The following is a 14,315-nucleotide window of genomic DNA, read 5'->3' on the forward strand; positions in this document are numbered from 1 at the left end:
TCAATCAAGGGTTCCGGACATGGCAGCGGGGGAATCGGCGAGATTTATCGATTTGTGCGACGATTCCCCTGTTGCGTCGCGCAAGGCGACGCGTTTTTCATTGCACGCGCCGCTTTGGCGCCGTCACATCATGCCTGCCACTCTCAAGATTGACTTTGTCTCCGATGTTGCCTGCCCGTGGTGCGCCATCGGTCTTGCTTCATTGAAGACGGCGCTCGCCCGTCTGGGCAACGAGGTCGAAGCCGACCTGCACTTCAGCCCGTTCGAATTGAACCCCGACATGCCGGTCGAGGGCGTGCCGCTTGCCGACTACATGTCGCGCAAGTACGGTCTCTCGCCCGAGCAGATGGCGCAGAACCGGGCGAACATCAGCGCCCGTGCTGCCGCCGAAGGTTTCCCGATGCGCATGGATCTGCGCACGCACGCTTACAACACGTTCGACGCGCATCGACTGCTGCACTGGGCGCAGACGGTTGGCAACGACAAGCAGCTCGCCCTCAAGGAAGCCCTGTTCCGCGCGTACTTCGTCGATGGCAAGCGCACGAGCGATCCCGAAGTGCTCGTCGACGCCGTCCAACAGGCCGGTCTCGACACGACTCGCGCGCGCGAGATTCTGTCGACGAACGAGTATGCCGATCAGGTGCGTGCGCTGGAGCGCCACTATCAGAATCTCGGTATCAGTTCGGTACCGGCGATCATCTTCAACAACCGACATCTCGTGAGCGGCGGTCAGCCACCGGAAGTCTTCGAGCAAGCCATCCGTCAAATTCTGACCGAGGGCTGATCCGTCATGTCGTCGCTGCCTCCGACCGCCGACACATCGGCGGCAAGCGCGCCGCCCGCCCCTGCCGCGGCGCAATTGCACGAACCTCCCGCCGCCGGACGCGGACTCGCCATGACGGCGATTCTGCTCGCTGTCTCGCTCGCCAGTCTCGATACCGCCATTGCCAACACGGCCTTGCCGCAGATGGCGCTCGATCTGAATACGACGCCGTCCGCCTCGGTCTGGATCGTCAACGCCTACCAACTGGCGATGGTCGCAACGCTGCTGCCCTTCGCATCGCTGGGTGAGCGCGTCGGCCACAAACGCGTGTTCATGTGTGGCGTGGCGGTGTTTTTGGCGGCGTCCTTGCTGTGCGCGCTCTCGCCGTCGCTCGGCTTCCTTGCGGGTGCGCGTGTACTGCAAGGCGTAGGGGCTGCGGCGGTGATGAGCGTGAACATTGCGCTGATCCGCTTCCTGTATCCGGCGGCACAGTTGGGACGCGGTGTCGGGCTGAATGCGTTGATCGTCGGCATCTCTTTCGCCATCGGGCCGACGGTCGCGTCGCTCGTGCTGGCATTCGCGAGCTGGCCGTGGCTGTTCCTCATCAACGTGCCGACGGGATTGCTGGCGCTGGCATTCTCGCGTCGCAACCTGCCCGATACGCCGCGCAGCGAGCACAAGCCGGACATGATTGCAGCATTGCTCAACGTGCTGACGTTCTCGCTGCTGATCTTTGCGCTTAGCCAAAGTGCGCAACAGGCCGACTGGCACCTGACGCTGGGCTGCTTCATCGGCGCGCTCGTCTTCGGCTGGGCGCTGATCCGACGCGAACGCGGCCATCGTGCGCCGATGCTGCCGGTCGATCTGATGCGTCTGCCAGCATTCGCGTTGTCGACGCTCACAGCCATCTGCGCATTCGCGACGCAAGGGTTGGGACTGGTCTCACTGCCCTTCTACTTCGAGAACGTGCTGCATCGCAGCCCTATCGAGACGGGCTTCCTGATGACGCCGTGGCCGTTCTTCGTGGCCGCGATTGCGCCGGTGGCCGGACGTCTGTCGGACAAGTATCCGCCGGGTGCATTGGGTGCGATCGGTCTGGCGATGCTGAGTGCAGGCATGGCCTTGCTGGCGATCATGCCCGAGCATGCACAACTGTGGGATATCGGCTGGCGTATGGCCTTGTGCGGGCTGGGCTTCGGCTTCTTCCAGTCGCCGAACCTGAAAGCGTTCATGCATAGCGCACCGCCGGAGCGCAGTGGCGGCGCGAGCGGGATGGTCGGGACGTCGCGCCTGCTGGGTCAGGCGACGGGTGCTGCACTCGTAGCACTCGCGCTAGGCTTGTTCGGCACGCACGGCTCGACGTGGGCGCTGGCATGGGGTGCAGCGTTTTCTGCGGCAGGATGCCTCGCCAGCGGTATGCGACTTGTCGGAAAGCGCGCACACTGACGGGCGTCAGATGCCTGCAAGTGACCTGTCGGCACCTACTCCACCGTCACCGATTTAGCCAGATTCCTCGGCTTGTCCACATCCGTCCCACGCGCCACGGCGGCGTGATATGCGAGCAATTGCATCGGGATGGTGTGGAGAATCGGTGACAGCAAGCCATAGTGTTCGGTGAGACGAATCACCTCGATGTCCGTGCCTGGCGATAATCCGCAATCGCTGTCGGCAAAAACGTAGAGCTTGCCGTTGCGCGCGCTCACTTCGTGCATATTCGATTTCAGCTTCTCCAGCAGACGATCGTTCGGCGCGACCGCGACCACCGGCATCTCGTCGCTGACCAATGCGAGTGGCCCGTGCTTGAGTTCCCCGGCCGGATACGCCTCCGCGTGAATGTACGAGATCTCCTTCATCTTCAGCGCACCTTCCATCGCTACCGGGAAATGCAGGCCGCGCCCGAGAAAGAGAATGTCCTGACGCCGCGTCAGTTGCTCCGCCCACGCGATGATCTGCGGCTCCAGCGCCAACACCTTCGCAATCGCATCCGGCAGGTGACGCAATGCCTTCAGATGCTGCTGTTCGTCCTCGTCCGACAACCGGTTGCGGCTCTGCGCCAGCGTCAGCGCCAGAATGAACAGCGACACCAGTTGCGTCGTGAATGCCTTGGTCGACGCCACACCGATCTCCACGCCCGCCCGCGTGAAGAAGGTCAGCGCACACTCGCGCGCCAGTGCGCTCGTCGCCACGTTGCAGATCGCCAGCGTGTGCAACATCCCGCGTTGCTTGGCGACGTGGACCGCGCCAAGCACGTCCGCCGTCTCCCCGCTCTGTGAGACCGCAACGACCAGCGTCTTCGGATTCGCCACGCTGTCGCGGTAGCGATACTCGCTCGCGATCTCCACATTCACCGGCACCTGCGCGAGACTCTCGATCCAGTACTTCGCCGTGAGCGCCGCGTGGTAGCTACCGCCGCAAGCGAGCAACAACACCGAGTCCACCGCGTTGAACACGCGCCACGCGTTATCGCCAAACAACTCCGGCATGATCGACGTGACGTCCAGCAGCGTATCGGCCACTGCGCGCGGCTGCTCGAAGATCTCCTTCTGCATGTAATAGCGATACGGCCCGAGATCCGCTGCACCGCTGTGCGCCGCCACCCGGTTCACCGCGCGCTCCACGCGTTGCCCCTGAGCATCCACCACCCAGTAGCGGTGCAGTTGCACGTCCGCGACGTCGCCATTCTCCAGATAGACGATCCGGTCGGTCACGTTGGCCAGCGCAATCGCGTCGGACGCGATGAAGTTCTCGCCGTCACCCACACCGAGAATCAAGGGCATGCCGTCACGCGCGCCGACGAGACGATGCGGCTCGTCGCGACAGATCACCGCGATCGCGTAGCTGCCACGCAGTCGGGCTGCCGCCGACTTCACCGCTTCGAACAAGTCGCCGTCGTACAGATGGTCGATCAGATGCGCGATGACCTCGCTATCCGTCTGGCTCGCGAAGACATAGCCTTGCTTCTCTAGCGACGCGCGCAACTCCTCGTGGTTCTCGATGATGCCGTTGTGCGAGAGCGCGATACGCGGCGTCTCGGCATTCGGCGAGAAGTGCGGATGTGCGTTGTCTGTGACCGGCTTGCCGTGCGTTGCCCAACGCGTGTGAGCAATGCCGGTGTAACCCGTCAAGCCAAGACGACCGACCTCCTCCTGGAGATTCGCCACGCGCTCGACACTGCGCGCACGCACCAGATCACGCGCGCGGTACAGCGCGACGCCGCACGAGTCGTACCCGCGATACTCCAAACGCTTCAGACCGTCGACCAGGTTGGGAACAATGTCCCGCTGCGCGACCGCGCCGATGATTCCACACATAACGCTTCTCCGAAATGATTCGTTGCCAGCCAGTGAAGCGATAGTAGAGTTGGCACACTGAAATTAATCATCAATATTATGAAGTTAGTGAAATTTAAATTCACAACGATTGCGATGTGAAATAATATTTCACACTATTAGCATCTGCTCAGAGACCTCATGCCAGGCATCACCCTCGACGATCTGGACTTACGAATCCTCGGCGCGCTACAACGGGACGCATCGATCTCGAACCTCGAACTGTCGCGACGGGTGCACGCCTCCGCCCCAACCTGCTTGCGACGCGTGCGCGCGCTGCGGGAGGCGGGCGTCATCGCCCGTCAGATCGCCATCGTCGACGCCGCGAAGCTCGGCCCGACCCTGACGGCCGTCGTCGAAGTGAGTCTCGACCGACAGACCGCCGAGGATTACGACACCTTCGAGACCTACATCTGCGACGAACCGTCCGTCACGCAGTGCTATCGCGTCTCGCCGGGGCCTGACTTCGTCGTCATTGCCGAAGTCCGCGATATGGCCGCCTATGACGAACTCGCCCGGCGGCTTTTCAAAAGCTCGGCCAACATTCGCAATGTGCGCACCTTCTTTTCCACGCGTTGCGCGAAATTCGAAGCGAACGCACCTGTCACGCCAGCCCATCCGAACCCTTCCCGTTAAATGAAAATGTTCATTTGAACATTCGACATCGTCATTTGAATGTCACTCTCGGCTGTCAAAGTGGCGCCCATTCCAGAACGAATGCGCACATCACGACTGCCCGATGGACCTTTCAGACCGTCAAACCCGCATCGTCGCCCTTTTCCGCCAGCACGGCGAATTGAGTGTCGACGCCCTCGCCGAGCACTTCAGCGTCGCCACGCAGACGATTCGTCGCGACGTGAACGCGCTATGCGACGCGAATGTGCTGCGCCGCTATCACGGCGGTGCGCGTCTGATGACGCCGGGGGCCAACCAGCCCTACGAAGTGCGGCGAGTGCGCAACCTCGAAGGCAAGGTGCGCATCGGTCACGCCGCTGCTGAACGCATTCCGGACGGCGCAACCGTTCTGCTCGGCATCGGCACCACGCCGGAACAGGTGGCCGTAGCGCTCGTGCATCGCAAACGTCTGTGCGTCATCACGAACAATCTGCGTGCCGCGCTGGTGCTGGCGAGCAACTCCGAACATCGCGTGGTCGTTCCCGGCGGCGAACTGCGCTCGCCCAACCCCGAGATTCTGGGCGACGAAGCCGACCGTCTGTTTCGCGCCTATCGTGCCGACGTAGGCGTGTACAGCGTGGGCGGCATCGACGACGACGGCACACTCCTCGATTACGACCGCGTTGAAGCAGCCTCACGCGAAGCGCTGCGCGATGCCAGTCGCTATCGCATTCTCGTTGCGGACGCGTACAAGTTCACCCGCAAGCCCAGCGTACGCGGCGGGCAACTCGACGAGCAGGATCTCGTCATTACAGATGCCCCGCTGCCTGCCCCGCTGAACCATCGCGTTGGCGGGGACTCGCCCGAAATTCTCGTCGTTTGATCAGACCGTTTCGAACGCTCCGACACGCATCGCTCACTCACTCGCCCTCGCCAGAGACCGCACACCATGTCATCCGCTTCGTTTCGCGCTTCCACCGTTCGCCTCGCTGCCATTAGCGTGGCCGCCTTCGCCTGCGTCTTCGGTGCGCTTTCGTCGTCTGCCGCCAGCGCCGCCCCGTTGATCGTCGCGCATCGTGGCGGTACGGGCGACGCCCCCGAAAACACCGTGCAAGCCTTCAACAACGCGCTGCAAAACGGCGCGCAGGCGCTCTGGATGACGGTGCAGGTCACGCGCGACGGTGTGCCCGTGATGTACCGTCCGGCCGATGTCTCGGCACTCACGGATGGTCGCGGCAAGCTGGCCGATCTCGACTACGCCGACGTGAAGAAGCTGAACGCTGGCTACGCCTTCTCCCGCAAGGACGCCAACGGCCAGACCGTCTACCCTTTTCGCGACCACCCGCTGCCGATTCCCACGCTGCGCGAAGCGCTGGCCGCCATGCCCGCCAACGTGCCCGTGCTGCTCGACATGAAGCAGACGCCCGCCGCGCCGCTGGTCGAGGCCGTCATCAAGGTGCTCGACGACACGAACGCCTGGCCGCGCGTGCGCCTCTACTCGACGGAAGCGGAGGCGACTGACCGCATGCGCACCCGTCGCCCGCAAGCACAACTGTTCGAGTCGCGCGACGCCACACGCAACCGTTTGGTTGCCGCCGCCCTCGCGGGCCAGTGCGCCGCGCCGCCCGCCCCGGGCACGTGGGCGGGCATCGAATTTCATCGTCAGGTAGAAGTGGTGGAGCGCTTCACGCTCGGTGAAGGCGTGTCGAAGATCGTCGCGAACTGGTGGACACCGGCCGCCGTGCAGTGCTTCAAGTCGCGTGGCGACGTGCACCTCGTCGCATTCGGCGTCGAGACGCCGCAGGACTTCGAAGCCGCATCGCAACTGGGCTTCGACGCCGTGATGACGGACTCCCCTGCACGTTTGCGCGCCGCGCTGGCGAATCAGGGGAAAGACGTCGCGAAGTAATACGCGCTCTTACGGCAGAACAACGTAATCATGTAGCGCCCGGGACGCGCGTCGGTATCTGACGCGCCCCCCAACCTCCCGCTGATCCTTCGTTCTGCGCATGCGGAAAGTCTAGTTTCATATTTTTAGTATTCCTAATTTCTAACGTGACGCGAAATCCCGGGAAACGACACCGGGACGCGCCTCGCCCTTTAGCCTTACCTCGCTCAGGAAACACGCCATGAAGGTTTTCGTCCACTCGCCCCTCGCCCGTGCCGTCGCACTGGTCATCGGCTGCGGTGCCGCTACGCTCGCGCACGCCCAGTCCAACATTACGCTTTACGGCATTGTCGACGGCGGCGTCGGCTACGCCAGCAATGTCGCCAGCGTGACGCGCGCGGGTGCTGCAGGCCGCCCGGCCACCATGACCGGCGCGTCGAACTACGCGTTCCAGAGCGGAACGTGGCAAGGCAGCCGCTGGGGCATGCAGGGCACGGAAGATCTCGGTGGTGGCCTGAAGGCGTTGTTCCGTCTCGAGAACGGTTTCAACCTCGGCAATGGCACCGCCAGTCAGGGTGGCGCGGAGTTCGGCCGTCATGCGTATGTCGGCTTGCAGGACAAGGCGTACGGCACCGTTACGCTTGGCCGTCAGTACGATCCGCTGATCGATCTCGTCGGCTCCGTCGGCGGCACCGCACTACTCTCGGGCGTTGCCGCACACCCGGGCGACGTCGACAACCTCGACCACAGCTCGCGCGTGAACAACAGTGTCAAGTACCGCTCGCCGACGTGGGGCGGCTTCACATTCGGGGCGATGTACGGCTTCGGCGGGCAGCCCGGCACGATGGGGCGTCAGAACACCTGGGGCCTCGCCGGACAGTACGCGAACGGCCCGCTCACGTGGGGCGTCGGCTTCTCGCACGCCAACAACGACAAGGCGAGCGCCACGGACACGACCATCGGTAGCTGGGCCGGCTCGTCCGAGTCCGCTTTCGCGTCGTCGATCAATGCAGGCTACGCCAGCGCCAAGGCACGCGACGTGATCGCCACGTCGATGACCTACCAGATCGGCGACGCAACGCTGGGCGCGAATTACAGCCACACCGAATACTCGGCGGGCACGTACTCGCGCTTCACGCGCACGGCGAAGTTCGACACGGTCGGCGTGCTGGGGATGTATCGTTTCACGACCGCCTTCCGTCTGGGCGGCGGCTACAGCTTCACGAAGGTGAATGCCCCGGCGGCAAACGTTTCAGGCGCGAAGTACCACCAGTTCAATCTGGCGGCGTTCTATAACCTGTCGAAGCGCACGGAGTTGTATGCGCTCGCGGGCTACCAGAAGGCCTCGGGCAGCACGCTCGACGCCTTCGGCAACGTGATCGACGCGACGGCCTCGGTTGGCGACGCCGCGAACGGCATGTCGTCCGCTACCAACTCGCAGACGGTGGTGCGACTGGGCGTCAGCCACGTATTCTGACGCGGGGAGCGATACGAACAACGGCCCTGCCGGGCCGTTGTTGCCGCTGCCACCCTCGGACGTCGAATTAAGTCGGACTACGCCGCCTGTGCAGGCAGCGCCGGGACAATCTCTACGCGCGGACGCGGCAACGTCGTGACCGCGTGCATCTGCGCACGCAGCCAGTCGCGCGGACTGCTGCCTGTCTTGCGACGGAAGGCGCGCGCGAGCGCCGACGCGCTGTCGTACCCGACCTCCTCCGCCACGCGCGCGATCGGCTGACCGTCACGCAGACGCTTTTGCGCCAGACCAATGCGCCAGTCCAGCAGATAGTCCGCAGGCGACTGACCAACCACTTCACGAAACTGCGCCGCGAAGTTCGCGCGCGACATGTTGGCCGTGCTCGCCAGCGACTCGACCGTCCACGCTTCGCCGGGTTGATTGTGAATGACGTTCAGTGCGCGCGCGAGACGCGGATCGCCCAGCCCGGCCAGCATGCCGAAGCTCACCAGACGATGCTCAAGCACGTGGCGTAGCAACTGAATCACGAGCAACTCGAACAGGCGGTCCATGACGGCCAGACGTCCGCAGTTCTGCCCGAACGCTTCTGCGAAAAGCCAGTTCAGTGTGAGTTCGAGCGTGGAGAGCGATTTCGTCGGTAAGACGAGAAACTCGGGCAATGCGGCGACCAACGGATTGTTGTGGCCACCGTCGAACGATAACGACCCGCACACCAGTTCCGTGCGGTCCGCCTCGCCCGAGAGCAATTGATGATGGTTGCGGCGCGGGAAGAAAATCAGCGACGGCTCGGCGATCTGTTGTCGCGAACCGTCCTCCATCACGAGCGCGACTTCACCCGAACGGAGCAAATGCAGGTGGCCGCCGTCGTGGGCGTCGACACCGTAACTGGCGAGGCCGCAGAGGCCGCCGCTATGAAACACACCGGCGCGAACGCCGAAATTCGAAATCAGGGTGGAGAGCCGGTCCATGGCGCACTCATCTAAATAACCCGGTGCGCCGATTATGGAGGATTTACGCAACCCTTGCTTGGACCGCTCTTCGCCCCTCTCGTTGCTGCTCTCCTTGCCCTTGTTCCGGCTTGGCAGATGCTCAACACGCGCATTCACATCACGCGCGATCAGGCGCGGTTATCGGCGGCAGCAGCGACCGGCGCGGTCGTCCCGATTTCCGAACGCACTTCAGCGCGCGAGCGGCCGACTGACGCACCTTGCTGCAGCAGCGACGGATACGTTTGCAGCGATTGATCCAGCTGGCCCGATGCACGTGCTACACGCAACTCTTCGAGCACTTGGGCACGGCTCACACCCTGCGAAGCAACGGGCTGACCGGCGTCGGCCGTTTGGGTCTCGGCAAAAGCCGAAGCGGAAGCCAGCGATGCGGTGGCGATAAGGGCGGCGGCGAAAATACGAGCGTTCATGATCAAACTCCTTTCGGTCGGCAGCGTTTGCCGTATGTCGTTTTCCCTTGTGCTTCCGTCCGAATCACCGGAGGAGCGCTAGCGGGCATGACTGAAGATTACGAAAGGACAGCGCGGCTTGCACGGCAGGACGTCTGCAAGATGCGACCATTCGTCCAGTTCTGACGAACGTGATTGGTACGCGCTATGACGTCGATAGCGAACGCTGATCGGATGGCCGAAAAAGGGGGGATTGCGGCGGTTTTGCGAGCGCCCGACGCCCGCTTACGCCCCGGCAGTACGCCGCTTCACTTTGATGTCGGCAACCGGGATTACGGCAGCTGCCGCATCCCCAAGAAGACGACGCAACACATTCGGCTGGTCGACGAGATCTGCCAGCGTGTAGCGGTCGAGCACCGCGAAATAGGAACGCAGCGCCTCGCCCAGCACGCCGCGCAGATGGCACGCCGACGTGATGACACAAGCGTTATCGCCCTGATGGAAGCACTCCACCATTGCGAAATCGGGCTCCATCGCACGCACCACTTCCCCGAGTCCGATGCGCTCCGGCGCGCGGCCCAGACGAATCCCACCCGAGCGTCCGCGCACGGTATGCAAAAAACCGAGCTGGCCGAGCTTCTGCACGATCTTCACGAGGTGATTCTTGGGAATGTCGAAGGCGTCCGCCACGGACTGCACGTGCACAAGCTCGTCGGGATGAACCGCGACATAGATCAGGGTGCGCAGACTGTAATCGGTATGGTCGGTAAGTCGCATCGACGGCGGACGTAGGCGAAAAGCGGATGGGAAGCGGGAACGAATCAGGCGGCGCACGGCGCGCCGCCTCTGATGATTTTGCGAGTCAGTTTAACATGGCCCCGGCATACATCTTATGTCCCGCGCATGCCGTACGCCACCCGATTTTTTCAGAATATTCGGGCGCGTACGGCGCGAGAATTCCCCTTTCGCGAGAGGGACTTACCATCAAGCGCTTACCAACGCATCGTCAGCCCGCCCATCCACGAATAGTCGTAGGTCTGCGGGTTCAGACCGCGTCGGTAGCCGACGTCGAGATCCATCCACGACGTCGGGCTATAGATGGCCCCGAGAATCATGAAGGCCGGGTTCGTCTTCTGCGCAAAATCGGGGTTTTGCGACGTGCCGACGTCCAGAATCAGTTGCGTCGACGGCAACACGCGATACAGCACCGCAGCAGACGCCTTCCACACCCCCTGCCGCTGCCCCTGACGGTTCGCCTGATAGGCACCGCCAGCGTTGGCCAGGAAGGTCCAGTCGTCGATCTGATACTGGGCGAGCAGCGTCGCACCGGCATTGACCCGGCCCGTGCCCAGTCCGCGCTGATCGTTGCCCGTCGGAAAGCTCAGATACGGCTTGAGACCGATGCTGAACGCGCCGTCGTCATACATGCGCCACTTGGCCCCCGTCTCCACGTCTCCAACGCCACTGCCTGCGCTCTCGGAGCGGTTCTGGATATTCGTATAAGGCACGTTGACGTACAGATCGAGCGCCTCGCCGATACCGCGCGTGAGCGTGCTGTTCCAGAGCGTCTGACGGCCGATGTCCTCCTGCTTCGACGTGACTTCGCCGTTCGTCTCGAACTGCCAGTTGACGTCGCCCTGCGTGCCCGTGTCGTCGGAGGTCAGAGGGTGTGCTGCGAATGCGCTGAGCGGGCAGAACAGCGCGAGATACATCAGTTGCTTCTTCATGAGTCGTTCTCTTTTTCGTGTGCCGTCCCGGGCGGCACGCCAACGCGTGCGCCAGAACGAAAGTGTGTGGAGGCAGCGCCCCCGCCCCAGCGGGGCGGGTGGCATTGCAACTGCAATGTGTGAGGCAAGCTTTCAGGCTTCGCTCATGAATCAGAACCAGCGGCCGAAGCGGCGGATGTAGACCGTCTTCACCATCTGCGCCAGCGCGATGTACCCAAGCATCGTTGCCACGAGCCAGTAGAAGTACGAGAACGGCAGGCTAACGAAGCCGAGCGCCCCGGCGAACGGCGAGTACGGCAGCCAGCAAGCGATCGCAATAGCAACGGACGTCGAGAGCATGATCGGCAGCGCCGGCGTGCTTTGCAGGAACGGAATCTTCTGCGTGCGCAGCAAGTGCACGACCAGCGTCTGCGAGACGAGACCTTCGATGAACCATCCCGAATTCATGATGACCTGACCGGCGTCGCCACCATGGGCGTGATACAGCGCACCAGCACCGAAGACCGTCCACATCAGCGCATAGGTCGTGATGTCGAACACCGAAGAGGTCGGCCCGATCCACAGCATGAAGCGGCGGATGTTGCTGGCGTCCCACTTGCGGGGCTTCTTCAGGAACTCCGGATCCATGCGGTCCCACGGCAGGAACATCTGCGAGATGTCGTAAATCAGGTTCTGGATAAGCAACTGCATCGCCAGCATCGGCTCCCACGGCAGGAACGCGCTCGCCACCAGCACCGAGAACACGTTGCCGAAGTTCGAGCTGGCCGTCATGTTCAGATACTTGAGGATGTTGCCGAACGTCTCGCGGCCCTTGATCACGCCCGCTTCGAGAACCATCAGGCTCTTTTCCAGCAGGATGATGTCGGCGGTTTCCTTGGCGATGTCCGCGCCGGTGTCCACCGAGATGCCCACGTCGGCATCGCGCAGCGCGGGCGCATCGTTGATGCCGTCGCCGAGGAAGCCCACCGTGTGGCCGTTGGCCTGCAACGCCTTGACCACACGCGCCTTGTGCAGCGGGGCGAGCTTGGCGAACACGGTCGTGCGTCCCACGACTTCGCGCAGCGTGGCGTCGTCCATCGGCTCGATGTCGGTGCCGAGCAGCGGCGTGCCCGGCTCCAGCCCGACCTGACGGCACACCTTGATCGTGACGATGGGGTTGTCGCCCGTGAGCACCTTGACCGTCACGCCATGCTCGCGCAGCGCGGCAATCGCCGGGGCGGCGGAATCCTTGGGCGGATCGAGGAAGGTGAGGAAACCGCATACCGTCAGCTCACGTTCGTCGGACGTCTTGTACTGCGTCTTCGTCTCGCCCGCCGGAATGTCGCGCGTGGCCACGACCAGCACGCGGAAGCCGTCTTCGTTGTAAGCCTCGGCGCGCGCAATCAGCATGGCGCGCGCCGTGTTGTCGAGCGCACGCACACCCTGCGGAGTCTTCACGTGCGTGGCGACCGACAGCATTTCTTCGACGGCCCCCTTGGTGATCATCTGATGCTCACCACGATCGTTCGCGACCACGACGGACAGACGGCGACGCACGAAATCGAACGGCAGTTCGTCGATCTTGGCAAACGCGCGCGGCTGCACCGATTCGCCGATCTCGTTGGCGCGACGGATGATCGCCACGTCGATCAGATTGCGTTGTCCGCTCTGGTGATAGCTGTTGAGCCACCCCAGGCGCAGCACGTCTTCCTGCTCGTCGCCCGCCACATCCAGATGCTGCTCGAGAATGATGCGATCCTGCGTGAGCGTGCCGGTCTTGTCGGTGCACAGCACGTCCATCGCACCGAAGTTCTGCACCGAGTTCAGGCGCTTGACCACCACCTTGCGGCGCGACATCGCCAAAGCACCGCGTGCGAGGTTGGCGCTCACGATCATCGGCAGCATTTCGGGCGTGAGACCCACGGCCACCGCCAGGGCAAACGTCAAGGCACTGACCCAGTCGCCTTTGGTCAGGCCGTTGATCATGAAGACGATCGGCACCATCACCAGCATGAAGCGGATCAGCAGCCAGCTCACGCTGTTCACGCCACGGTCGAAGCTCGTCTCCACACGCTTGTGGCTGACGACGTTTTTCGCCAGCGCGCCGAAATACGTGTCGCCACCGGTGGCGACGACCACGCCCACGGCCGTGCCGCTCACGACGTTCGTCCCCATGAAGCAGACGTTGGACAGGTCGAGCAGGTTGGCATTGGCCCCACCCGCTGCGATGGACGCCGACTTCTGAGCGACAGCGCCGAGCGTGTCGTACTTCTCGACGGGGAGCGCCTCGCCGGTGAGCACCGCCTGGCTGATGAACAGGTCGCGCGATTCGATCAGCCGCAGGTCGGCCGGGATCATGTCCCCTGCCTGAAGCGTCACGATGTCGCCCACGACCAACTCGCGCATGGCGACCTCGTGACGCTCAGACTTGCCCGACGCCGACAGACGGCGACGCACGCTGGCGGTGGTACGCACCATCGCCTTGAGCTTCTCGGCAGCCTGCAGCGACCGGAACTCGGAGAAGAAGCGCAACAGGCCACTGATCGTCACCATCGTCGACAGGATGATGATGCCCTTGTAATCCTGATCGCCCGGATCGGCGAAGTAGACGTCGGTGAAGAAGCTGATCGTGACGAGCGCGAGCAGCACGAAGACAAACGGATTATTGAAGGCGCTGACGAGCTGGCGCGTCCAGTGCGGCGGCTTGTCGTGGGCGATTTCGTTGGGGCCGTAGCGCGTCTGGCGCTGGCCGACGTCGGCGAGCGGCAGGCCGCTGACATCGGTGCCGAGCGTGTGCAGGACCTGGTGCAGCGGTTCGGTCGCGAGACGTGCGACGACTTCGGGGCCCGAGAGCGGCAGGTCGGACGCTTTGGCGTTGTCGACGAAGCCGCGCTGCTTATGGCGGGAGCGGTGGTTATTTGTCATGACGATTTCCTGGCGCGACTGACGCTTGCCCTGATAGACAGTGCGGCCGGCCGGTCTCGTCAGTCGCTACCGAAGATCATCTCTGCGGAAAAAAGCGCGAACGTACCCAGCCGCGCCGCGCAGCGCGCGGTCGGTGAAAGCAAAAATACGTGTATGGGGTTCTGGCATCGGATCGCCCGCCGGGAAGCCATACGTCAAAGGTACGGTCCCGACGGG

Annotated in this window: 12 protein-coding genes; 6 read left to right on the top strand and 6 right to left on the bottom strand. The window is 63.2% G+C overall.

Features of this window, described 5'->3' with window-relative positions:
- Positions 1-130 precede the first annotated feature (130 nt).
- Both NA29_RS16105 and NA29_RS16110 read left to right on the top strand, forming a co-directional pair.
- Positions 131-784 (top strand): DsbA family oxidoreductase, encoded by a 654-nt coding sequence (locus NA29_RS16105; RefSeq protein ID WP_039403758.1) that lies wholly within the window; start codon positions 131-133, stop codon positions 782-784.
- Positions 785-790: 6 nt separating this feature from the next.
- Entirely contained in the window at positions 791-2,209 is a 1,419-nt protein-coding gene (locus tag NA29_RS16110; protein WP_039399568.1) for an MFS transporter, read from the top strand.
- 35 nt (positions 2,210-2,244) lie between these two features.
- On the opposite strand, the gene glmS is transcribed toward NA29_RS16110, so the two are convergent.
- Positions 2,245-4,074 carry a glutamine--fructose-6-phosphate transaminase (isomerizing) gene (gene glmS, locus NA29_RS16115; protein ID WP_039399570.1) on the bottom strand — a complete coding sequence of 610 codons (1,830 nt, stop codon included), beginning with the start codon at positions 4,072-4,074 and terminating at the stop codon, positions 2,245-2,247.
- A 159-nt stretch (positions 4,075-4,233) separates the two neighbouring features.
- Here glmS and NA29_RS16120 point away from each other — a divergent pair, with 159 nt between their 5' ends.
- The 4 genes from NA29_RS16120 (at position 4,234) to NA29_RS16135 (ending at position 8,072) form a co-directional block, all read left to right on the top strand.
- On the top strand, positions 4,234-4,728 hold the full coding sequence (locus tag NA29_RS16120) for an Lrp/AsnC family transcriptional regulator (protein WP_039399572.1): 495 nt from the start codon (positions 4,234-4,236) through the stop codon (positions 4,726-4,728).
- A 103-nt stretch (positions 4,729-4,831) separates the two neighbouring features.
- Positions 4,832-5,590, top strand: coding sequence for a DeoR/GlpR family DNA-binding transcription regulator (locus NA29_RS16125; RefSeq protein WP_039399574.1), 759 nt, complete (start codon positions 4,832-4,834; stop codon positions 5,588-5,590).
- A gap of 66 nt (positions 5,591-5,656) precedes the next feature.
- Positions 5,657-6,616: a glycerophosphodiester phosphodiesterase family protein gene (locus NA29_RS16130; protein WP_072633310.1), complete on the top strand. Its 960-nt coding sequence runs from the start codon at positions 5,657-5,659 to the stop codon at positions 6,614-6,616.
- Positions 6,617-6,836: 220 nt separating this feature from the next.
- Positions 6,837-8,072 (top strand): porin, encoded by a 1,236-nt coding sequence (locus NA29_RS16135; RefSeq protein ID WP_039399575.1) that lies wholly within the window; start codon positions 6,837-6,839, stop codon positions 8,070-8,072.
- Between the two features lie 77 nt (positions 8,073-8,149).
- Here the strand turns inward: NA29_RS16135 and NA29_RS16140 are convergent, their stop codons facing one another.
- The 5 genes from NA29_RS16140 to mgtA form a co-directional block, all read right to left on the bottom strand.
- Positions 8,150-9,040, bottom strand: a complete 891-nt coding sequence (locus NA29_RS16140; RefSeq protein ID WP_072633311.1) for an AraC family transcriptional regulator — start codon at positions 9,038-9,040, stop codon at positions 8,150-8,152.
- Between the two features lie 149 nt (positions 9,041-9,189).
- A complete protein-coding gene (locus tag NA29_RS16145; RefSeq protein WP_039399576.1) occupies positions 9,190-9,489 on the bottom strand; it encodes a DUF4148 domain-containing protein in 300 nt (99 codons plus the stop codon).
- A gap of 264 nt (positions 9,490-9,753) precedes the next feature.
- A complete protein-coding gene (locus tag NA29_RS16150; RefSeq protein WP_039399577.1) occupies positions 9,754-10,245 on the bottom strand; it encodes an Rrf2 family transcriptional regulator in 492 nt (163 codons plus the stop codon).
- Positions 10,246-10,460: 215 nt separating this feature from the next.
- Positions 10,461-11,195: a transporter family protein gene (locus NA29_RS16155; protein WP_039399578.1), complete on the bottom strand. Its 735-nt coding sequence runs from the start codon at positions 11,193-11,195 to the stop codon at positions 10,461-10,463.
- A gap of 150 nt (positions 11,196-11,345) precedes the next feature.
- On the bottom strand, positions 11,346-14,099 hold the full coding sequence (gene mgtA / locus NA29_RS16160) for a magnesium-translocating P-type ATPase (RefSeq protein ID WP_052252988.1): 2,754 nt from the start codon (positions 14,097-14,099) through the stop codon (positions 11,346-11,348).
- Positions 14,100-14,315: the final 216 nt, after the last annotated feature.

It is taken from the genome of Pandoraea sputorum, assembly GCF_000814845.2.
Classification (GTDB): Bacteria; Pseudomonadota; Gammaproteobacteria; order Burkholderiales; family Burkholderiaceae; genus Pandoraea; species Pandoraea sputorum.